This is a genomic window from Acinetobacter sp. BZX-2 (genome assembly GCF_055179795.1).
The window spans coordinates 3,431,430-3,454,382 of record NZ_CM143686.1; the positions used below are offsets into that span (position 1 = coordinate 3,431,430).

General features: G+C 38.8%; 21 protein-coding genes. 6 read left to right on the plus strand and 15 right to left on the minus strand.

Annotated elements, in window-relative coordinates; all coding sequences use genetic code 11:
* Nucleotides 1–4: 4 nt before the first annotated feature.
* The 3 genes from rlmB to ACY45D_RS16150 form a co-directional block, all read right to left on the minus strand.
* On the minus strand, nucleotides 5–757 hold the full coding sequence (rlmB, locus tag ACY45D_RS16140) for a 23S rRNA (guanosine(2251)-2'-O)-methyltransferase RlmB (RefSeq protein WP_463107622.1): 753 nt from the start codon (nucleotides 755–757) through the stop codon (nucleotides 5–7).
* A gap of 200 nt (nucleotides 758–957) precedes the next feature.
* A complete protein-coding gene (gene ppnP / locus ACY45D_RS16145) occupies nucleotides 958–1,281 on the minus strand; it encodes a pyrimidine/purine nucleoside phosphorylase (RefSeq protein ID WP_010114126.1) in 324 nt (107 codons plus the stop codon).
* A gap of 71 nt (nucleotides 1,282–1,352) precedes the next feature.
* Nucleotides 1,353–2,657, minus strand: coding sequence for a tetratricopeptide repeat protein (locus ACY45D_RS16150; RefSeq protein ID WP_463107623.1), 1,305 nt, complete (start codon nucleotides 2,655–2,657; stop codon nucleotides 1,353–1,355).
* Between the two features lie 114 nt (nucleotides 2,658–2,771).
* Between ACY45D_RS16150 and recN the strand changes: the two genes are divergently transcribed.
* The 3 genes from recN to ruvX all read left to right on the plus strand — a co-directional run bounded on the left by recN (nucleotide 2,772) and on the right by ruvX (nucleotide 5,572).
* The gene (recN, locus tag ACY45D_RS16155) at nucleotides 2,772–4,427 is read left to right on the plus strand and encodes a DNA repair protein RecN (RefSeq protein ID WP_463107624.1); all 1,656 of its coding nucleotides are present in this window, start codon (nucleotides 2,772–2,774) and stop codon (nucleotides 4,425–4,427) included.
* Nucleotides 4,428–4,581: 154 nt separating this feature from the next.
* Nucleotides 4,582–5,136 carry a YqgE/AlgH family protein gene (locus ACY45D_RS16160; protein WP_463107625.1) on the plus strand — a complete coding sequence of 185 codons (555 nt, stop codon included), beginning with the start codon at nucleotides 4,582–4,584 and terminating at the stop codon, nucleotides 5,134–5,136.
* Complete coding sequence (ruvX, locus tag ACY45D_RS16165; protein WP_463107626.1) at nucleotides 5,129–5,572, plus strand: Holliday junction resolvase RuvX; 444 nt, start codon at nucleotides 5,129–5,131, stop codon at nucleotides 5,570–5,572. Before ACY45D_RS16160 ends, ruvX begins: the two co-directional genes overlap by 8 nt.
* A 125-nt stretch (nucleotides 5,573–5,697) precedes the next feature.
* Here the strand turns inward: ruvX and ACY45D_RS16170 are convergent, their stop codons facing one another.
* Genes ACY45D_RS16170 through ACY45D_RS16180 form a run of 3 tightly spaced genes read right to left on the minus strand, consistent with a single transcriptional unit; the run spans nucleotide 5,698 to nucleotide 9,032 of the window.
* Nucleotides 5,698–6,708, minus strand: a complete 1,011-nt coding sequence (locus tag ACY45D_RS16170) for an HlyD family secretion protein (protein ID WP_463107627.1) — start codon at nucleotides 6,706–6,708, stop codon at nucleotides 5,698–5,700.
* Nucleotides 6,709–6,745: 37 nt separating this feature from the next.
* Nucleotides 6,746–6,952: a DUF1656 domain-containing protein gene (locus ACY45D_RS16175; protein WP_463107628.1), complete on the minus strand. Its 207-nt coding sequence runs from the start codon at nucleotides 6,950–6,952 to the stop codon at nucleotides 6,746–6,748.
* Between the two features lies 1 nt (nucleotide 6,953).
* Nucleotides 6,954–9,032 (minus strand): FUSC family protein, encoded by a 2,079-nt coding sequence (locus ACY45D_RS16180; RefSeq protein ID WP_463107629.1) that lies wholly within the window; start codon nucleotides 9,030–9,032, stop codon nucleotides 6,954–6,956.
* A 561-nt stretch (nucleotides 9,033–9,593) separates the two neighbouring features.
* Here ACY45D_RS16180 and ACY45D_RS16185 point away from each other — a divergent pair.
* Nucleotides 9,594–10,397 (plus strand): IclR family transcriptional regulator, encoded by an 804-nt coding sequence (locus ACY45D_RS16185; RefSeq protein ID WP_463107630.1) that lies wholly within the window; start codon nucleotides 9,594–9,596, stop codon nucleotides 10,395–10,397.
* A gap of 243 nt (nucleotides 10,398–10,640) precedes the next feature.
* On the opposite strand, the gene ACY45D_RS16190 is transcribed toward ACY45D_RS16185, so the two are convergent.
* The 9 genes from ACY45D_RS16190 to lpxO all read right to left on the minus strand — a co-directional run bounded on the left by ACY45D_RS16190 (nucleotide 10,641) and on the right by lpxO (nucleotide 19,009).
* Nucleotides 10,641–11,261: an alpha-ketoglutarate-dependent dioxygenase AlkB family protein gene (locus ACY45D_RS16190; protein ID WP_463107631.1), complete on the minus strand. Its 621-nt coding sequence runs from the start codon at nucleotides 11,259–11,261 to the stop codon at nucleotides 10,641–10,643.
* A gap of 153 nt (nucleotides 11,262–11,414) precedes the next feature.
* Complete coding sequence (locus ACY45D_RS16195) at nucleotides 11,415–12,575, minus strand: hypothetical protein (protein WP_463107632.1); 1,161 nt, start codon at nucleotides 12,573–12,575, stop codon at nucleotides 11,415–11,417.
* Between the two features lie 208 nt (nucleotides 12,576–12,783).
* Entirely contained in the window at nucleotides 12,784–13,371 is a 588-nt protein-coding gene (pgsA, locus tag ACY45D_RS16200) for a CDP-diacylglycerol--glycerol-3-phosphate 3-phosphatidyltransferase (RefSeq protein ID WP_463107633.1), read from the minus strand.
* A gap of 104 nt (nucleotides 13,372–13,475) precedes the next feature.
* Nucleotides 13,476–14,270: a thioesterase family protein gene (locus tag ACY45D_RS16205; RefSeq protein ID WP_463107634.1), complete on the minus strand. Its 795-nt coding sequence runs from the start codon at nucleotides 14,268–14,270 to the stop codon at nucleotides 13,476–13,478.
* 115 nt (nucleotides 14,271–14,385) lie between these two features.
* Nucleotides 14,386–14,706 (minus strand): DOPA 4,5-dioxygenase family protein, encoded by a 321-nt coding sequence (locus tag ACY45D_RS16210; RefSeq protein ID WP_463107635.1) that lies wholly within the window; start codon nucleotides 14,704–14,706, stop codon nucleotides 14,386–14,388.
* 112 nt (nucleotides 14,707–14,818) lie between these two features.
* Nucleotides 14,819–16,618, minus strand: a complete 1,800-nt coding sequence (uvrC, locus tag ACY45D_RS16215; RefSeq protein WP_463107636.1) for an excinuclease ABC subunit UvrC — start codon at nucleotides 16,616–16,618, stop codon at nucleotides 14,819–14,821.
* A 158-nt stretch (nucleotides 16,619–16,776) separates the two neighbouring features.
* Entirely contained in the window at nucleotides 16,777–17,196 is a 420-nt protein-coding gene (locus tag ACY45D_RS16220) for a PH domain-containing protein (protein WP_463107637.1), read from the minus strand.
* Between the two features lie 126 nt (nucleotides 17,197–17,322).
* Nucleotides 17,323–17,946: a PH domain-containing protein gene (locus ACY45D_RS16225; protein WP_463107638.1), complete on the minus strand. Its 624-nt coding sequence runs from the start codon at nucleotides 17,944–17,946 to the stop codon at nucleotides 17,323–17,325.
* A gap of 118 nt (nucleotides 17,947–18,064) precedes the next feature.
* The gene (gene lpxO / locus ACY45D_RS16230) at nucleotides 18,065–19,009 is read right to left on the minus strand and encodes a lipid A hydroxylase LpxO (RefSeq protein ID WP_463107639.1); all 945 of its coding nucleotides are present in this window, start codon (nucleotides 19,007–19,009) and stop codon (nucleotides 18,065–18,067) included.
* 529 nt (nucleotides 19,010–19,538) lie between these two features.
* On the opposite strand from lpxO, the gene fadB reads away from it, so the two are divergent.
* Both fadB and fadA read left to right on the plus strand, forming a co-directional pair.
* On the plus strand, nucleotides 19,539–21,692 hold the full coding sequence (gene fadB / locus ACY45D_RS16235) for a fatty acid oxidation complex subunit alpha FadB (protein WP_463107640.1): 2,154 nt from the start codon (nucleotides 19,539–19,541) through the stop codon (nucleotides 21,690–21,692).
* 12 nt (nucleotides 21,693–21,704) lie between these two features.
* Entirely contained in the window at nucleotides 21,705–22,877 is a 1,173-nt protein-coding gene (gene fadA / locus ACY45D_RS16240) for an acetyl-CoA C-acyltransferase FadA (RefSeq protein WP_463107641.1), read from the plus strand.
* Nucleotides 22,878–22,953: the final 76 nt, after the last annotated feature.

Consider the following 22,953-nt stretch of genomic DNA (forward strand, 5'->3'; position numbering starts at 1 on the left):
AGAATTAATATGATTGACGTTGACGACAAGCTTCATAAAGCGCCATACCCGTTGCCACACTGACATTTAAACTTTGCAAATTACCTGACATTGGGATAAATACCGTTTGATCACATTGTGACTGGGTAATTGGTCGAAGTCCTGTATCTTCTGCCCCCATGACCACACAGATCGGTGTGCCTGTAAAATCAAATTGTTGAATAGGTAAAGCCTTTTCATCCAACATCGTTCCAACCACACGTACATTAAAATTGTCTTTGATATGCCCCAGTGTTCTTGCCAAATTTGTCACTTGAATAAATTTAACCTTTTCCGCCCCGCCTGCAGCAACTTTGCGTGCTGTTGGTGTTAAGGTCGCTGCTCGATCACGTGGAACAATCACAGCTTCAATACCCATCGCTGCTGCAGTACGAATACATGCACCCAGATTATGCGGATCGGTAATATGATCCAAAGCCAACAATAAAGGATGATCTGTCGATTCTAAAATTTGATCTAGATCTTTTTCATTTAATGTCGGAAGTGCTCTCACAGCAGCAACCACGCCCTGATGAAAAGGTTGACCTGCCAATTTTTCCAAACTGTCACGACTGGCTTTTTGCACACTGATACCAAACGGTTCAGCCAACTGTAAAATACGTTGTAAACGTTGGTCATCACGACCTTTTAGGGTAAACAAAGTTAAAACTCGTTCTGGTTCCAACTCCAATAATGACTCCACAGAATGAACGCCATAATAATATTCGGGCTTCGCCATGAACGACCTCTATTCGTAATACAATGATAGAAATGAAAAATCCTGCAAAGCCAACTTTACAGGATTTTATTTGATGCTCTAGTTTAACCGATTTGCACTAAAATTTGTTTGTCTTATTTCTAAACGTGCTAATTTCAAAATACGTTAATTTCAAGACACTTTGTTTCACACCAAAGATAACAATATTTTAAATAAAACCATTAACCTTCTAAATGACAGACATAGTCCAATACATCATCTGTTTCAATTTTAAAGCGGCTATTGCCTGGTACATAAAAGGATTGACCCGCACGGAACAACTCGCTTTCCTCACTGTCAGCAATTTTCACACGACATTCACCTGAAATAATTTCCATACGTTCAGGCACGTGCGTTTCAAACGTCAATGCTTCTTCAGTTGGAAGAATAACCCCTAAAGTCTTTTTAGTTCCGTCTTCAAATTGCACTGTATGACTAATGCACAAGCCACCAAAATATACATTTGATTTTTTTACCACTGATACATGATCGTACTGAGTTGACATGCGTATTCTCCAGATAATGCGCATTTATATAAATTATGATCAAGCTAGTTTAATGTTGCGATTCAAACTAATCAATCTATGTTTTCAACTGGATGTACTTCTACTTTCCAATTCTGTTTTTCAATCTGTTTGGCATAAAATCTTGGCATATCTAATTCTAATTTACCAGCAGATGCTTGGGCCAAATAGCGACAAATCTGCTGTTTCTCTTGATTATAAATCGCCCAGCAAAGCTGCTCATCCTTAAGATCATGGATCACAACTTTAGACGAACCTTCATTCATTCCAACATGAAACTGCGCTTCTGCTTCATAGTCTTTAAACTGCTGAGCATGTGGAAAATCCACACTGTTTTCATCAAAATGATAACGATCGTGATTCATTACACTCTGCTTGACGATTGGCCAAATACAAAACCGCAGAAAATGCTGGTCTGCCACACGACTATTTAAATAATTTCCAGTATTCAAAAATTGTAGAATGTGTCTTTCCAAATCACGCACACCACCCTGACATCCACCCCACATACCCGCTAAAATCAATTCTGTATGTGAATAATAGTCATGCATAATATGAAACCACCGATCGCTTTTTAACCACTCATTGACAGCCGCTTGCTCACGATAAGACACCAATGAGTCTGCATCACGGATTAAGAAACGTTTTACGGTTGGATCATCCATCACAAAAAAGCGCCAAAACAACCCTGAAATTTGTCGCTGTTGTTCATTAACAACAATGACTTGCGCACCTTTTGCAAGCAAGCGCTGTACAACATCTTGAGGGACACTATTGTCTATATAAAAGCGACAAACCCAATCGGGATAAATTTCTTTAGCTAAGTCCACATTCATTACAGAAGTTTCACAATAACGTGGATTTGAGCCAAATAGAGAAAATGCAATAATATTTTCAGATGGGTTTTCAGTATTAAACGGCGGTGGCGACGCAGCGAACAATGCTATAGCTGCCTGATCTTTGACTTGTTTTTTCTTACTGTCGATTGCTAATCGGCCATATTTGGTTAACTCTTCTGATTTATTTAAAAAATAACAAACTTCAGCCAAGCCATCATAAATATTGGTGTCTATTGTATTTGGACTGAGTTTTATCGCTTGTTGATAATGCACATGTGCATCTTCATAACGCTTTAAACGTAATTCAGTAAAAGCTAAATCCATCATGATGACCACATGATCTGGCATTCGTTGTGCGACCTCAGAAACCGCTTTATAGGCTTCTAAATAGTTTCCTTGTGCAGTTGCACGTTTAAACTGTGCTGACAATTGATCCAGCTTTTGGTTTAACTGTGCAATATTATTTTTATTGATGTGCTGTTTAATCGGCGCCTTGGGCAAAGGGAGTTTCATTTTCATATTAAAATTATTTAGAATACTTAGAATTGCTTTATATTAGAATATTTTCTGACTTGTGACAAAAACAAAACTTCACTATCTTAGAACCTCATCGTTCGCAGCTTGGATGCGTTTATGCTGACACACTTAAATTTAATGAATTTTGCCTTGGCTGATAATCTTGCAATCGATATAGAGCACGGTTTTAACGTCCTGACTGGGGAAACAGGCGCTGGTAAATCATTACTCTTAGATGCTTTATCGGCATGCTTAGGCGAGCGTACAGATACCAATTATGTCCGCTATAATGCCGAAAAAGCAGATGTGACTGCTGTTTTTAGCTATCAGGTCAATAGTCCTGAAGCCGAATGGCTCAAAACCCATGAGTTGGATGATGAATCAGGTGAAATTCATTTACGACGTGTCATTTTTGCCACTGGTCGTAGTAAAGCTTGGATCAATGGTCGACCAAGCAGCCTTGCTGAATTAAAAGAAATTGGACGTTTACTGGTTCAACTCTATAGCCAGCATAGCCAACAACAATTACTCGAACCACCCTACCCAAAGCATTGGTTAGATCGTTATAGTAATTTCTATCAACCTGCGCAAGAAGTGCGTGAAAGCTTTAATATTTGGCAAAAAAATATCCGAACTCATCAAGCCGCTATTGATGCTCAAGCCAATCGTTTACAACGTATTGCGACTTTAGAGTTACAACTTGAAGAACTCGAAGATGTGATTCGTATTGATTATAAAGAAATTGAACAAGAATTTGACCGCTTAAGCCACCATGAGCACATCATGCAGGATTGCGGATATAGTCTGAATGTATTAGATGAATCGGAACAAAACATCAGCCAAGAAATATCTTCGGTCATTCGTCGCTTAGAATCACATGCAGGACGTAGTGAACAACTCACTGAAATATATAATTCACTGATCAATGCACAAAGTGAAATTGAAGATGCTGCCGCAAATTTACGTCAATTTATTGATCGTCAAAGTTTTGACCCAGAACGTATGGATGAATTGAATACTCAATTAGAAATTTTCCATCGTTTAGCACGTAAATATCGTATTCAACCCGATGAACTCAAACAACAGTTTGAAACTTGGCAAGCTGAATTGGCTCAACTGCATCAATTGCAAGATCCTGAAACTTTGGCTGAGCAAGTTGAAATTTCACATCAAACCTTTTTAGAAAAAGCACAGTATCTCGATCAAATTCGTCGTGAAGCTGCGCTCCCTTTGGCCAAACACCTAACCGAGCAAGTCAAACAACTTGCACTTCCTGAAGCACATTTTGAATTTAGGTTTGAACCTTTAGAACAAGTCTCTGGTGAAGGACTCAGTTTTATTCAACTGCTCTTCACAGCAAACAAAGGGATTCCTGCACAGCCCTTAGCTCGTGTCGCTTCGGGTGGTGAACTATCTCGAATCGCCTTAGTCATGCAGGTGATGAATGCCGAAAAAACTGAAGCCGAAGTTTTAGTCTTTGATGAAATTGATGTGGGTATTAGTGGTGGTACAGCTGAAATCGTCGGTCGTTTATTGGCAGGCTTAGGGCAGCATGTTCAAATTCTGTGTATTACCCATCAAGCTCAAGTTGCAGCACAATCAGATCAACATCTTTTAGTCAAGAAACAACAAACAGATCCTGCAAGTAGTACCATTATTGAATTAGAAGAAGATGCACGCATTCAAGAATTAGCGAGAATGACCGGTGGTGTTGAAATTAGTGAGACTACCTTGCAACATGCAAAACAACTTCGCCAATTGAAATTTCAGTAAAAAACTTGATGATGACGATATTCACCTTGAAATATTTCCCTAAAAACCATTTGGTGAATATCGATTTGTCTAGTATGTTGAAATTTAAACAAGACAATCTACATAGCATTAGCACTCAAATACTAAATATATGAACAGCAGGAGCAGTCCATAGGTGACCAAACAATATCTTTCACATCGCTGCTTGATTGCCCCACCTGATTTAGCAGATGATTTTTTTGCAAATACCGTGATTTATATTGCTCGGCATGATGAAGACGGCGCTCAAGGCATTATTATTAATCGTCCTGCAGGAATTCAGGTCAAAGAATTACTCAATGATTTGGAAATAGCAGCAGATCATGTACGCCCACATGAAGTCTTACAGGGTGGGCCACTGCGCCCAGAAGCTGGTTTTGTACTACACACAGGACAGCCGACGTGGCATTCTTCAATTGCTGTCGGTGAGAACCTATGTATTACCACCAGTAAAGATATTTTAGATGCGATTGCACATAATGAAGGCGTAGATCGTTATCAAATCGCTTTAGGTTATGCGAGCTGGTCAAAGAACCAACTTGAAGAAGAAATTGCCAAAGGTGATTGGTTAATTTGTGATTCTGATATGGATCTAGTGTTTAATTTACCCTATACCGACCGTTGGGATGCTGCATATCGTAAAATAGGCATTGACCGTACTTGGTTATCTTCTGAGATTGGACATGCCTGATTTAACAATGCCACAACTGATTATGGCTTTTGATTTTGGAACACAAAAAATGGGGATGGCAGTAGGCTCATCCCTCATACACAGCGCAACACCGTTAGCACTTTTTCCAATGAAAGATGGAATCCCAAATTGGGACAACTTATTGAAAATTGTTAAACAACATCAACCCAGTTTATTTTTAGTGGGTTTGCCCCTGAATATGGATGATTCAGAATCTGAATTATCAACCCGAGCAAGAAAGTTTGCACGGCGCTTACGTCATCAAACCAATATTGAAACCTTGATGGTCGATGAACGTTTAACAACCCGTGAAGCACGTGATGAGCTAGAACATTATCAAACTCAAGGCCGTGCTAAAAACTTAGCAGCAGATAGTATTGCCGCAGCGTTATTCATTGAAAGTTGGTATCGAGATCCTGTAGGTATTACACCTTAGTGAATAAGTAATAAAACTGAAAAACTCAATCGTTAAGATTTTGATAAAAAACCCATCTTTGGATGGGTTAAAATTTGATGAACTCATTGGTCAAAAAACAATGATTGATACACAACCAATAAACTCTAATTATTTTTACGCTCTAAGATATGAACGGTTGCTGTACGTCCAGCGACAAAAGCCAACGAATGGTGTGGTACTTCATCCAAAACGATTTTAACAGGTACACGCTGCGCCAAACGTACCCAACTAAAGGTTGGATTTACATTTGCCAATAATCCTGAAGATGTCGTCCGCTCACGATCTTCAATCCCAGATGCAATTCCCTGAACATGACCTTGATATTGAAGTGAATCACCCATTAATTGAATGGTTGCAGGGTCATTTAAATGAATCTTATTCAGCTTGGTTTCCTCAAAATAACCAACCACATAAAGCTGCTTTCGATCTAATAATGCAGCAACAGCTTGCCCAACTTTGACATAGTTCCCTACGCGCATATCAAAATTTGAGAGTGTTCCATCGGCAGGTGCAACCACCTCTGCCCGATTTAAATTCAACTGTGCTAAATGCACATTACTGTTTGCTGCTTCGATTAAGGCTTTCTGCTGTTTAATATTGGCTTCTGACTGTTGGATTGCCGCTTCAAGTTGTTGATGCTCTGCATGTGATTGATCACGCTGAGCAAACACTTGATCTTGCTCTTGTTTTGAAATCGCACCATCCATCAAATCCGAATAGCGTTTTGCATTTTTATCTGCCAAATTTATATTGGCTTGTGACTTAATCACATTGGCTTTGGCCTGTGCCAAGCCTGCTTCGGCTTCAGCAAGACCTGATTTTGCTTTGGCTAAATCTGACTTTGCTTGCTCAACATCTAAAGCCTGACGTGCTAAATCAATTTTAAAAAGAACCTGCCCCTTTTTCACCGTTTGGTTATCCTGAACCAAAACTTCAGTTACTAAACCTGAAATATCAGAAGAAACTTGAATCACATCGCCACGGATCCGACCATCTCGTGTCCAAGGTTCAGCATTATAATAATTCCAAACATGAACAATACAGAGTATGGCGATCAATAGCACAACAACAAAACCAAATGGTCGTATTGCTTTCCGCATATCAAATGTTTTCATGATTTACCTATTCATTCATCAAATTTTAAAATCGAACTTACAGCCCTAAGCCAATAAATAACCCATGCATAGCACACAATAAAATCAAATACACACACAAATTAAAAATCGCAGGAAAAACAATCCAGTCTTTCTCAGCCAAGCGATCTAGACCAATCACAATGATTTTAAAGAGGATGTAGGCCAAAACTGCTTGAATTAAAAATGCAGGAACATAAACACCATAAATATTGAACTCACCCATTTTACGCTCCAACGACAGCTGCTGAATCAAATCCAACTTTTTGGTGGCAAATACTATTTCGAATATTATTGATTGAAATTTCTACACGCTGACGAATATCCTCATCGCCAAGCGATTGAACATCGGCAAGCACTTGATCAAACATATAACCCAGCGAAGCAGATAATTTTTCATTGCGCTGATTGAGTTCACATTGAACCAACCATTGATTTAATAATCTTTGTAATTCCACAAGAGTCTGTCTGACAGTGGAATCTGGAGAGAGTTTTTTAACAAGTTCTTGTAATCGGGTTAAATCAATCGCTGCACTCGATTCAATCAAGGCATTATTAATTTCAATCTTTAATAATTCCGATTGCACAGGCTTGGTATTGAGTACCCCGATACGATCTAACATACTACGTAAGTGAATTTTAAAACCGACACCATAGGGCATGTCTATGGTTTCTCGCATCGCTTTATAGTGCCTTGCCAAGATACGTTGTACCGTCATATCAGGAGACATAGAGCGAACCACATGTACGACAAAGACCGAAATGATTGGTCCAAAAATCGTACTGATAGAAAAATCGAAAAAAGCAACTTGATCTAAGACATAACGATTTTGTAGCCCCAAGCCCATCACGGTACTCATAATTAAAGGCAGTCCAAGCACGTTTAAAGGTGGATGTGAATACAACATGACGCAAAAGAAAACAAAAGGTGCTAAAACCACCATCAATTCCCAAAAAGAAGTGACATGCGGAAAGATGCCATATGCATAAATAAAGACTAAAACTGTCCCGTAAATACTGGCACGAATAAATATTTTAAGTGCAGGTACAGGATCATCGAGAAAAGTCAAAATACACACTGTGATTGCGGCCATTTCAGCCAGCATGAAACCTGTTTTCCAACCACTATAAATCCAAATCATACAAGCGATAATGATTGTTAAAAATGCCGATAATCCACCCCGTACGGCTACCCCATAATCACGGTGTAAACTTGGATAAGTTGTGGTTAAGGGTGCAATCATGCTCGGTAAAGTATTGTCTCCAGCTTGTATTCGTTGCCAAATCAACTTCACAGCACGGGTATTTTGAATAAAATGGCGGATATCCATTTTCAAACTACCTAAAATCACTTGCTGCTCAGAAGTTGCATGCTGAGTGATGACATGAAAGTTCTGATCAAATTGTTCAGGCAAATGCCTAAGCTCACTTTCATCTATTACATTTTTATCGTCTAGAAAATCATCTACGTCACCATGCAATTGCTGAAGGTACTGTCGATAATTCAAATCAATTTGATCTAGTTGTTTAATTCTTTCTGACATGGCAACCAAGTTCGCCACCAACATGGTCACTTGATGCAGTAACTCCTGAAGCGGTTTGGTCATGCCTTTAAATTTAGACTTTTCATAACTCAAATGCACAGCCATGGTGTGAATATCAGAAGTATCTCGGGTAATACCTGCCAACAATTGAGTGTAATTTTCCAAATGCTGGGGATCAGATAAAATTGAATCAAAAACCTGTTTGGTATCTTGCAATGTTTTGGTCACCCGTACTTGCACGACAGGCCCTAAATGCATTGGAAAAATAGTTGCTGTGACTACAGCACTACAAACAACGCCTATGGAAATTTCTAGAAAACGTCCTAAGGCCATGTCAAAAATAGAAATGGTATCTATATAATAAATTGAATTAAAACAAATAATAACAGCAGTATAGCCCGCCAGCATGACTACATAACTTCGTGGTGAACGATCAATTAAGGAAAGATAGAGACATACACCAACCCATGATGCCAATACAAAAGTAAATAATAATGGGGTATTGATTAAAAAAGGCATGATTGCGACCGCAAAAACCGCACCAAATAAGGTTCCCAACAAACGATAAATACTTTTTGAAGCTGTCATCCCCGAATAAGGATTGGCAATCACAAAAACCGTGCCTATCGCCCAAATGGGATAGCTCAAATTCAGTTCAAATGCCACATATAGCGCCAACATGCCTGCGATAAAAGTTTTCGTCGCAAAAATCCAATCCAATTTATTGGGTCTAAAAGCCAATAGTGGTTTGATTAATAACATGAATACGACTCGCTATAACCTGAATGATGTGTGTCTCTTCCGCTTATGTACCTGTTCGGCTTAAAACAATTCTGATGTTCGCAGCATGCTTTACCGTGAATAGCCCACCAAATGCCACAAACCTATGCTTTCCACACGACCAAAAAAACCGCACCATTTAACATATAAACAGTGAAGTTAATCTTCAAAAACAATGAAGTATGAATTTGAGAAAACGATAAAACTGAGTTCTGAGTACAACTTTGAGAAGAGAATAAATCCAATTTATCGTGAAATTTAAAATTACTTATAAGTAGAAATTTCACTATTGAATATTCTTGATAGTAATTCTGGCAATAAAAACAATATCAGTCAACATAAATATCTTAATTTGATAATTTATTAATTTCCATATCAGCAATATAGCTTAATTTATATGAATTTCTCGAACATTGAGTTAAGTTGCTCATTTTCAAACTATCTGTAATTAGAATACAAATTACGCTGATTTTTCTTGAACAATTTGTTATAACGTAACATTAGCTTTTATTTTTTGATTCTCACTTATTGAGTAGGTCATTCATGGCTCTTTCTAGTTTTGGCAAAATTCTCACTGTACTAGATTTATTTTCAGTATCTCGCCCTGTCATCAATGTTGATGTTATTTGTGAAGAGTTAGGGTTATCTAAACCCACCAGTTATCGCTATTTAAAAGAATTGGTCTCAGCTGATATTTTACAACGCCTAAGTGGTACTTCAGGTGATTACACACTAGGCCCCAAAATTGCGGTGATGGATTATATTTCTAGAACCACAGATCCTTTGGTACAGATCAGCAAACCTTTCATGCAAGAAATTTCAGAACGGACTGAGCTTTGTTGTTTATTGACCCATCTAAATGATGATTATTGTATTGATATTCATCATGAAGTATATCGTGATGAAACATTGCTCAGTTATGGTCGTGGTTGTCCACGCCCTGTTTATATGGGCTCATCACCTAAAGCGATCATGGCACATTTGTCCAAACAGAATATTCATCATTATTACACTCGTTTTCAAACGCAATTGGCAGAAGTAGGTTTTGCTGAAGATGAAGAAACTTTTGTCAATAAAATGAAGAAAATCAAAAAACAAGGGTATTACTTTTCTCAAGGTGAACTTGACCCGAATGTTTCTGGTTTATCTATTCCTGTAAAATTTTCGAGTAAAGAAGCACCTCTGGCTCTGACAGTGGTCGCCTCTAAAAACCGCTTTGAATATGTTAATTTGCAAAAACTGATTGAAACATTAGAAGATTCAGCAGCGCAAATTGAAAAACGCTATCAAGCACTTTCTGAAAATCATCAGCTTGCCGAAATCAATACAAATGCCAAGATCTTTTGATCATGCCGATAATTTAAACAAAAGTTTACAATGAGTATTCTTGTATATTTCAATAAATTCTCATATTATGATTTTGTTCTTCAGTAGTACATGATATATCACTGTTATTTTTCCGAAAATAATAGCGACTCAGAGTAATGCCAATCAGCTTTATTGCTGACTGGCATTTTTTATGGCTTCTCGGTTCTGCAATTAGCCTGAATTGTGGATCAAGCATCCGAATGATTGACTGACATCAACCAATTAATCCGAATAAAAATGACGAAAGGTCAAATTCACTCGTGGTTGAACTACACGTAAGGACTTTGCCAGACAATGTTTCCAATAACGTTGGGTCTGCCCTTGCATGACAATCAATTGCCCACTTTGTAACAATAAATCGACTTTTTCAGCTTTCCATTTATGTTTAAAACTAAATTTGCGCGTTGCGCCTAAACTCAATGAGGCAATCACAACATCTTGATTGGGAGAAATCAGTGAAGGTTCATCATCACTATGCCAACCCACAGCTTGGGTACCATTTTCATATAAATTGGCAAGGCATGAGTTATAGGTTTGCCCTGTTAAATGCTCGATATGTTGTTTGAGTCGAAATAGCGCTGGATTCCAAACATGCGCTTGTTTGGCCATACCTGAATAATGATATTGATAATTTTCATCACCATACCAAACCACTTTACGTTCAGTTTTGTAGTATTGACCATGCAAGAAAACTTCATCTTGTTGCCATGCCAAATGTTGTAAGAAGTATTTTAGGTATAAGTCACTTTGCGCTGCATCTAAAATTAAGCCATAGTCCGTTACTCGCCCATCACAAGGCAGCAAGTTGTCTACGGCTTCGGGTTCAAATAATTCAAGATTCATCGCACAAAATTAAATAGAGATTTAGCAAAACAATGGATGAATTTTTTATGAGAAACAAGTGATTTTCTTTGTCAAATTTTATCTAAAAAAGCAAAAATAAATGTATAAGCTACAAACATATCTTTGCTTTAAAGACGATTGATAAAACATCACTCAGCAAATAATCTTAGAAATTAACTTTGCCTCAACCAAGAGCTTTTCATTCTGATCTGCTGTGATTTCAACTAAGTATTTACCATTAGAGTAGAAAATAGAGCCATCCTTTAAAGCAAAACTCATCACCCCCTTTTTTAAAGTGCTCATATCGCCTGAAGGGGTCATTTTGATCAACTCCCAAGAGTTTGGAATCATACCTGGATATTTTTCACCTGCATTTTTATTACGCTCTAAATTCTGTTGAGCCTTGATCAAATTTCCTTCGACGAATAGTTCTTCTTCAGATTTTTGTTGCGCCTTAGCAGGATTATTGCCCGAAGTGGTTTTTAATGATTCGCCAGTATAACGTTGCGTAAAGAAGTCCAACCAACCCACAATTGCTCGGATAATTTTAAATGGCGCAAAAATAATATCTTTCAAAGATGTAATCGGTGAATGACTCTGCCCATCTCGAGAATATGGACGCTTGAGGAAATATAAGTTTCCAAGCTGATCCATTTTGGGTTTAAAGAAATCAAATTTAGCATCTGCGGCCACAGTGATTAAATCTCCTGTCCCCATATCTAAATGACAAATTTCTCGAGGGCCATAAGCGATACGATGTTCACCATAAGCCAAACCGCAAGAATCATAATACAACTGCATAGAATCTCGAGGATCAAACATTGGATTGGAATCCTGACAATCACCTTCCGTCAAATACTGAGTTCGATTGGCATCCAAAGGTAAAATACAGATATGACGTTCCAAACCTTGGGTATTGACTGAAAGTGCTAAACGGCGTTTAGACTCATCATAGGCAATATCTTGAACCACAAAATCATTTTTACGCAGCACTAAACCTTCAACTTCTTGCAAATCGGTTAGTGACTTAATATTAATTGCCGTACCTTCTTGTAAGCAGGCGCTATAAATAATTTTTTGGTCTGAAGTTATCACTGCGTCGGTTGGAAAAATATAACGTAAATCTGCTTCATCCTGTTGTGCGTACGCCCCCATAAACTGAGCACCTGTGCCTTTAGACTTCCATTCTTTACGCTGTTGGATTTCGACCAAGTTCTTTTTATATTGCTCCACAGATTGGCATGGAACAGTAATATTTTTATTCCCTTCTAATAAGCATAAGTTTTCATTGGATAAATAAAGTAATGACGGCATGTATAATCCTTCTCTTAACGAACAACGGGTACTATTTCTAAATTTTCCCGCTTCAATTCATTTTTATGGTCTTCATTCAAGCGCAATATAGCACAGTCTATCCATGAAACATGAGTGCTATGCTCGAACACATTATTTAAGTTTTGAGCTTTCCAAAACCAACAAAGCCTTTCTCTAAGGAAAGGCTTTGTAAAAAAAATGATCAGCATCAAGGTTGTTTTAAATAAGGCCATGCTGCTTTTAAATAAATAAACATCGACCACAATGTTAAAATAACGGCTGTATACAACAAAGCATAAGCAAGTAATTCAAGTGGTTGCCAGTTCAATAAAAATACCGTAATTGCAATCATTTGAAATGCCGTTTTGTATTTTCCAACAGTAGACACTGCAACATTGGTACGCGCGCCTAATTCTGCCATCCATTCACGTAAGGCAGAAACGGTTATCTCTCGTGAAATAATCACAATTGCAGCAAATGCCATTGCGATACTCGGTTGCCATTGAACCAAGACGATTAAGGCAGCAGCAACCATGAGTTTATCTGCAACAGGGTCTAAAAAGCGCCCAAATGCAGAGCTTTGATTTAATGTCCGTGCAAGATAGCCATCAAACCAATCTGTGATTGCTGCAATAACAAAAATTGCTGTCAAAATAATATGACGTGTCATACTGCCCTCATGTCCACCTACACCAATCGCAGGTGGCCAATAAGCAATCACTAAAAAAACTGGAATTAACGCAATACGAGCCAGCGTCAAGATATTTGGAATATTCAGGATACGACCTGTAGTCATAGACACCGCCAGTGAGTCCCCTTCTACCTGAATTCAGGCAAAATATAATTTAGAGTAATGCTCTATTTCGTCAATACTTTATACGATTCACAAGAAACTGTCGACTAGGCAAACACAGTAACGGTCTGTCTTGCAATTGCAATCAGTCGATTTTGTGCATCCCACAAATAAGCATGCTCAGTTGCATAACCATGCGCAGCATGATCAGTCATCACTTTATACTTAAACCAATCATTTAAATCATTCTCTAAGGGATGAATAAATGTCATATGCCATGTCAAGGTACTGGCAGGCGCAGGTTTACGAAACATCGACAACACACCCGGTGGCCAAACATCCATCAAGGTTAATAGATCCGCTGTATTCATTTTTCGATGGGCATGTTCCGCTGGGTCAAAACGGCACCAGCCTGCAAAATCAGGTTGTTTACTGGCTGACATTGGATAATTGCCTTCTGTCCATGCCAATTGAAAGTTTTTAACGCACTCAGGAAAAGGCAAATATTTAGGAACAATATTGGCTTGCTCAATAGGTGGAAAATCAGGTGCTTGTGGTTCCAATGCCACCTGAATATTAGATTCACGCTGCTTACCAAAACTTGCAATAAGAATACTTTGTACAGCATCATTTTGCCAAAGACGTACTTCAATCGTTGTAACTGACTTACCTTGTCTAAGGATCTCAGCCGTCAAGCGAGCTTTGCTTTGTTCAACTGGTCCAGCAAGTGTCACACTACAGCTCAGTAGTTTTTTCTCTACATCCGCAATCGTGACAATCGCCTTTTGTATCAGCATACCTGCAACCAGACCGCCAAAGATTGTTCTGCCTTGTAGCCATCCTTGCGGTATATCGACCCATTCGCTGTGTTCAATTTGCTGAAATAATTGTTCTAATGACATCCTTTTGCTCTAAATTCCTATCCTTCGAGCTACTGTTTCATATTTTTAATGTGATGAAAATGATCTGTGACTCAAGCGTCAGTGAGCACTTCGGCTAATGACCTTCGTTAAGATATTATAAATGTTCAAGATTCAAAGTTAATGGTGTACCAGTCCACTCTGCATATTCTGTATGTGCAAGATATTCATTCTCAAGTAAAGGATGAATTAAAATCGAAAACCCATGAAAAATTTGAGTTAAAACTTGTTTTACTTGCGCTAATTCAGCCTGTTCAAACTCTATTTGAAACATGGGTTTGGGTAAAGGTCCTACAGCTTTATATAACAATCTGCCGACAGTAATTGAATCAGATAATACTTTCTGAAGTCTCAAGTGTAATTCCTGAACTTGAGCTGTCTGATCAAGTTCAAAAAATACATGTGCATGGTAGTTCATCTTTCAACGCTCCACTCCCGTCAGAAAAATTGGATCTCTATTCAGCATTTCAATTTAAAATTTTTAGAAATACGGCACATTACTGAATAAATATTTCAAAAAAGGATTCATCTTACTCATGCAATACTTTATAAATCATTCTTGCCATTACATCACCCAAACCCGGAACTAGCTTTAAATCATTTTCAGAAGCTTTTAACACGCCTTGAATGCCACCAAAATGTGTGAGTAAATCACGACGACGTTTTGGTCCTAATCCGGGAATGGCTTCTAATACAGACCCACCACGGCGTTTATCACGTTTGGCACGATGTTTGGTAATCGCAAACCGATGCGCTTCATCACGTACCTGTTGAATCAAATGTAAGGCTTTATGGTCTTCAGGTAGTTGAATCTTGATACCATCGGTAAAATGTAAAGTTTCAAGTCCGGGTTTACGCCCTTCACCTTTAGAAACACCGACCATAAATGCTTCAAGCTCCAGCTCTTGCATGACTTCCATTGCCATGTGTAATTGACCTTTACCACCATCAATCAGCAGTAAATCTGGGAGCATGGCTTTTTTATAACGGCGAGTCAGCGCTTGGCGCATAGCCGCATAATCATCCCCGGGAGTGATTCCATCAATTGCAAATTGGCGATAATCTCGCTTACGTGCACCACCTGCATCAAAAACCACACACGACGCAATCGTCGCTTCACCCATGGTATGCGAAATATCAAAACATTCTATACTGTCAATTGGACGACCCGTGACTTGCTCAAGTTGATGAAAACGTTCATTTAACTCCAAATGATTAGCGAGCTTTCCTTTAATGGCATGCTGTACATTCATCTCAGCCAATTCAAGCCATTCTGCACGAGTCTCCCGCACACTGTGTTTAACTTGAATTTTCTTTTCAAATTGCTGATGTAGCGCTTCTTCTAATTGTTTTTTATCTTGAATTTCAACATTCACAATCAACTCTGTGGGTACTTCATCGGCGACTTGGAAATAGAAGTTCGCCATAAAGTCTGACAGCATTTGCCCTAAATCATCACCCAACATGTCAGGAAAATAACTCTTTCCACCCAGCATTTTGCCATTGCGCACATGCATAATCTGTACGCAAGTTACGCCTGCTTGATATGCAATGGCCAGAATATCGGCTTCACCTTTAACTTTATAAATCGCTTGCTGTGCTTGCACATCGCGTAAAAGTGCCATTCGATCACGATAAAACACTGCTTTTTCAAATTCTAAATTTTCCGCAGCCTGCTCCATTTTTTGAATCAATTCCTGATTCAACTCTTTGGTATCACCATTTAAAAAACGAATCGAGTTTTGCACATCTTCATTATAGGCTTCTGGGCTAATCAAACCGACGCAAGGTGCGGTACAGCGTTTAATTTGGTATTGCAAACACGGACGTTTACGTTGTGAGAAATAACTATTTTCACATTGGCGTACATTAAACAATTTTTGTAAAACCAATAAAGTATCTCGTGCATTATATGCACTCGGGTAAGGGCCAAAGAATTTACCGACTTGGTGTTTACCCTTTCCGCGCCCCGAAGCAATTCGTGGATAAGGTTTATCCGCAGAAACAAAGATATAGATATAAGATTTATCATCCCGCAACATAATATTATACGGCGGGCGATGTAATTTAATCAGGTTTTGTTCAAGTAACAAAGCTTCCGTTTCTGAACGAACCACTAAGCTTTCTATATTATAAATACGTGCAACCAAAGCCTGTGTTTTTGGATGCTCAATGGTTTTGACAAAGTAGCTCGATACACGATTTTTAAGATTTTTGGCTTTGCCGACATAAAGTAACTCGCCCTCTTTCCCCAGCATTTTATAGACACCGGGAAGTGTGGTCATATTGGCTAAAATCTTTTCAATATTTTCTCGTGCGTTTTCGTTCACAACTGACTCATGATTTATCGTTAGCATACATGATGTAATGCTTTAACCTTGTTTTTCAAGTTCTCATTCAAAATATCAAGGCGCGCTTTCCAATATTAGCCCGCTTCAGGCAAATACATCGAATACTGCAAATATCACCTAAAATATATTTTTGCGGGTTAAACTTGAGCATTCTGGCCTTGCACCGCCTGACAAAATAGTTGAGGATTGCGTGGAGAAACTAGAATTTGTTTGGCTTTACCATCTTGAATATACTCAATCTTTAAACGATCTAATGATAAAGCAGGAGAAGAAATGGAGTTATTGGTTTTCGAGATTTGTTGAATCGCACTGAATGGAATCACCCATTTTAAAAACATACAGCGAATCGTCAAAGTATCATTTTGAATTGCATAACGTGTATTGAAAACTGGCCACCAAATCACCGCAATGGTGAGCAGATACACTGTGGTATGCTCAGGATATTCAACCATTGTCCCTTTGGCATACATCGTCAGTAATAATTGGACCAGTAAACCTGTCATCGCAATTAAAAAGCCCAATACCCACCAATCTATTTTAGAATGAAATTTCTGCATATTTTTCCCCAATCTGCTTTCATTCTAACTGAAATTACAATCAGAACCCTCACGATAAAAACCAATTTTTGCAATAAAAAAAAACGCCCTTAGGGACGCTTTTCTCTTCAAAGTCATTTAAAGCCATTAGTTCTTTAAATAACGCTCAAAAGTTTCAGAGAAATCATAGTGATCAATCTCTCGAATACGCTGATTGGTATACTCTTCAACTTGATGTGCAGTTTGGTTAATAATTTCAGGTAAATTTAAAATCGCCTGCTCACTTAATTCACGCAAATTAAACATTTTTTGAACGTTTTCATTGCTTTGCAACAAGATATTACGCTTACGATTGATTTCCTTACAGGTTTCACCGATGCTAAACAATGCTTTATACAAATCACGAATTTTCTCAATTTGCTTTTTATCAATATCAATAGAGAAATGCTGTTCACCTAACTGAAACTTAATTTCGACATCTAAATCAACAGTGCCTGCTGTTTCCAACAACACATTTTTAATCGGATTATGTTTATATAAATAACGGTATAAAGTACGCTTTTTACTCATTGCGCTTTTACCATCTAAATGCATAAAAGCAACATTGGTAAAGCAATACTCATCTGTTTTACTTTTAATCACAAAGAAGATTTTTTCATTGTCTTCATGGAAAATATAATCATCGATATCGGTTTTATTAAAATCTTGTGGTTCAATAATTGTCCCAATATCACTGGTACCCATCATTTCAGAAGCTAAATTTTTAAACATGTGTTTTTCCTAGTGCTTTTATCCATTATCAGTTTAAATTAAGAAAATAAAGACACAAACGCAAGTCATAATTTGTTATAAAAAAACGCCCCTAAAGGCGTTTACTGATGTTCACTGGTTAAAATTGCTTTTGAAAAAAAGCAATGATTTGTGACATATAAGGTCGTATAAAAATCAGGAAGAAAATCCCGAGCATCAAGAACCATTTTAAGAAGTAATACAACTGACGATTGGTTTTCTTCAATGCCTTGGCTTTAATACGAATTTGATAAACATAACCAAAGACTTTATTTAAGCCACCTGTTTGATCACCCGCCTCATTTGGAGAGCTTGCAGCTGTCATCACTTTTTTACCAAACCAATGATTAAAACGTTCCATTAATTTTGTTTTTAATGGACGTTCAACATCAGCAAAGAAAATGATACGGTTTTGATCCGTTTTATTTTCTGCATAATGAATGTAAGTTTCATCAAAAACTACACTTTCACCGTCACGCCATGAATAACGCTGACCATCGACATCGATAAAACAACGGTCATCATTTGGAGTTAAAAGTCCTAAATGATAACGCAGTGAACCTGCGTAAGGGTCACGGTGGCGCACTAAACGACTATCAGGTGCCAGCTCAGTGAACATTGCTGCTTTAATGGTCGGTAAAGTTTTGAGTAATGCGGTGGTTTTTGGACATAACTCAGCCGCTGAAGGATGTGCAGAGTCATACCATTTTAAATAAAAACGCTTCCAACCTGTTTTAAAGAATGAATTAAAACCGAGATCATCATAAGTGCTTGATGCTTTGATACCACCTTGAGCATATAAAGCCTTGGCTTCATCACGAATCATTTCCCAGTTTTCATCCAAGACTTTTAAATCTTTGAAATGTTGTGTGTCGATATAAGGTTGATTTGGCACTTTTGAAAACATATACATCAGGAAATTGATGGGTGCGAGTATCGTAGAATGGTCAAAAAATTGACGATAAAACGAATGACGCACTTTTCCGCGATTTTGGATATACAAAGCTGAAATCACAAAAATCGCCAATATGATCCATTTAATCATATAGCACTCTTTATTTTGATATAGGAGAATTCAGGTTAATCATTTGACTGAACACCGTTATCCATGCCCAGTTTTCTCAAATTCTAGCAAAACTCACGATAAGAATGTCAATTTATCAGATAAAAATTCCGTGTTTTATATCACGAATAATCTGAAATAAAACAAAGCGCTCTTCCATAAAATTATACCTATTATCTTTTCATATTGACCAAAATGACAAAAAGTACTTTTCACACAGCCACTTGAAATAAGCAAAAGGCGCCGCATATGAATCAAGATCATTATTTTAAAATATCAAATTAAACATAGACTTCATCTGTTTTTTAAAGTGAAGAATGAATAAGAGCTACGACACAATTGGTGCTTGCAACATAAAAATTGATGACCCTTGCGTCACGGCTTGATACAACTTGTTATGTTCTTTTTAGATATAGTTATCGTAAGATTAGTGAAGTCGAAATGTGTGCGGGAATTGCATACACACTTCAAAACATCAACTTAGAAGTCCTCCACAAAAGGAGATCAGGGCATGATCCACGCTGGCAATGCCATTACCGTCCAAATGCTTTCGGACGGAATTGCAGAATTCCGCTTTGACTTACAAGGTGAGTCGGTTAACAAATTCAACCGTGCAACGATTGAAGACTTTAAAGCTGCCATTGAAGCTGTAAAAAATAACAGCGAAGTAAAAGGCTTAATCGTTACTTCTGGTAAATCTACATTTATCGTCGGCGCGGATATCACTGAATTCGGTGAGAACTTCAAACAAGGCGAAAGCGCAATTGTGGAATGGGCGATGCCTGTCCATGATATTTTCAATGCGTTTGAAGACTTGGACGTTCCTAAAGTTGCTGCGATCAATGGTGTTGCATTGGGCGGCGGTTTTGAAATGTGCTTAGTATGTGACTACCGTGTCATGTCTACGACAGCAACTGTAGGTTTACCTGAAATCAAACTTGGGATCATCCCTGGTTTCGGTGGTACAGTTCGTTTAAGCCGTGTGATCGGTATCGACAACGCTGTTGAGTGGATTGCGACTTCTGCAAACAAACGTCCTGATGCTGCGCTTAAAGACGGCGCTGTAGATGCTGTTGTTGCTCCTGAGCAATTACAAGCAGCTGCAATTGATCTTGTTAAACAAGCAATTGCTGGTCGTTTAGACTGGAAAGCAAAACGTCAAGAAAAATTAGAGCCTGTTAAATTAGACATGCTTGAACAAATGATGGCGTTCAACTCTTCTAAAGGTGTCGTTCTTGCGAAAGCAAATCCTGCACAATACCCTGCACCAAAGCTTCTACTTGATTCACTTCAAGCAGGCGTAAGCTTAAACCGTGATGGCGCATTAAAAGCTGAAGCTGAAGCTTTTGCTAAAGCGGCAATCACACCACAAGCAGGTGCTTTGATCGGATTATTCATCAACGATCAAGTTGTGAAAAAAGCATCTAAAAAGCATGAAAAAGGTGCGCATCCTGTAAACCAAGCTGCTGTACTTGGCGCGGGTATCATGGGTGGTGGTATTGCTTACCAAGCTGCAAGCAAAGGTACGCCAATCATCATGAAAGATATTGGTAATCCACAACTTGCTTTGGGTATGAAAGAAGCAAATGGTTTACTGACCAAACAAGTTGAACGTAAGAAAATGAAACCTGCTCAAATGGGTGAAACACTTGCGCGCATCCGTCCTACTTTAAGCTATGACGAGTTTAAAGAAGTGGACATCGTGATTGAAGCAGTGACAGAAAACCCTAAAGTTAAGGGTATCGTACTTGCTGAAACCGAGAAAAATGTTCGTGACAACACGATCATCGCATCGAACACATCTACAATTTCAATCACACGTTTAGCTGAAAACCTACAACGTCCTGAAAACTTCGTAGGTATGCACTTCTTCAACCCAGTTCACATGATGCCATTGGTTGAAGTGATCCGTGGTGAGAAAACCTCTGAAGAAGCGATTGCAACAACTGTAGTTCTTGCTCAGAAAATGGGTAAAACACCAATCGTTGTCAACGACTGCCCGGGCTTCCTTGTAAACCGTGTATTGTTCCCTTACTTTGGTGCGTTTGACCTTCTTCTTAAAGATGGTGCTGACTTCCAACAAGTTGACAAAGTGATGGAAAAATTCGGCTGGCCTATGGGTCCTGCATACTTGATCGACGTTGTTGGTATCGATACAGGTGTTCATGGCGCAGAAGTGATGGCTGAAGGTTTCCCAGATCGTATGAAGCCAGACTTCAAAGGTGCGATCGAAATCATGTATGAAAACAAACGTCTTGGTCAAAAGAACGACGTTGGTTTCTACAAATACGAGCTTGATCGTAAAGGCAAGAAAGCGAAAACTGTTGATCCAACTGCGTATGAACTTGTTGCAACAATGGCGACAACTGAAAAGCACGAGTTTGATGCACAAGAAATCATTGATCGTATGATGCTTGCTTTCTGTAACGAAACAGTTCGTTGCTTAGAAGACAACATCGTTGCTACTGCTTCTGAAGCAGATATGGCGATGATCATGGGTGTTGGTTTCCCTCCATTCCGTGGTGGTCCATGCCGTTACATCGACCAAACAGGTGTAGCTGAGTATGTTGCGCTTTGCGACAAATACGCACACTTAGGTAAGGCTTATGAAGCGCCACAAATGTTGCGTGACATGGCTGCTAACAACAAAAAATTCTACGGTTAAGGAGCAACGTGAATGGCTACTTTAAATCCACGTGACGTTGTCATCGTTGATGGCGTACGTTCAGCAATGGGTAAAACCAAAAACGGTATGTTCCGCAATGTACGTGCTGACAGCTTATCTGCTGAATTGGTTCGTGCTTTAGTTGCTCGTAACCAGTTTGATACAAACGAAGTTGAAGACGTAATCTGGGGCTGTGTAAACCAGACACTTGAACAAGGTATGAACATTGGCCGTAACATTGTGTTATTGGCTGATTTACCGAAGACTGTTGGTGGTCAAACGGTTAACCGTCTTTGTGGTTCTTCTATGCAGTCGATCCACACTGCTGCGGCTCAAATTGCAACCAACCAAGGTGATGTTTTCATCGTTGGTGGTGTTGAACACATGGGCCACGTTGGGATGATGCACGGTATCGACTTGAACCCTGAAGCGTCTAAACACTATGCAAAAGCGTCTAACATGATGGGCTTAACGGCTGAAATGTTAGGTCGTATGAATGGCATTAGCCGTGAAGAGCAAGATGCATTTGGTGTTGAATCTCACCGTCGTGCATGGGCTGCAACACAAGAAGGTCGTTTCAAAAACGAAATCGTTGGTGTTGAAGGTCATGATGCAAATGGTTTCAAAATCCTTTGCGACGTTGACGAAGTAATTCGCCCAGATGCTAACCTTGAAGCATTTAAAGCATTACGTCCTGTATTTGACCCTAAAGGCGGTACAGTAACAGCTGCAACTTCTTCTGCATTGTCTGATGGTGCATCTGCAATGTTGTTGATGTCTGCTGAACGTGCTCAAGCATTTGGTCTTAAGCCTCGTGCTGTGATTCGCTCTATGGCGATTGCAGGTTGTGATGCTGCGATCATGGGTTATGGCCCAGTTCCTGCAACTCAAAAAGCGCTTAAACGTGCTGGCTTGACAATGAATGATATTCAAACGATCGAGTTAAACGAAGCGTTTGCTGCTCAAGGTCTATCTGTAATGAAAGGCTTAGGCATCTACGAGAAACAAGACATCATTAACTTGAATGGTGGTGCGATTGCGCTTGGTCATCCATTGGGTTGTTCAGGTGCGCGTATCACAACAACATTGTTGAACGTAATGGAACAACAAGATACTCAAATCGGTCTTGCGACCATGTGTATCGGTCTTGGTCAAGGTATCGCGACAATTATCGAACGTGTTTAATATTTAATTAAATACTGAGATGAAAGAAAAATCCTCGCTTTATGCGGGGATTTTTTTGACCAAAATAAATAAGGAA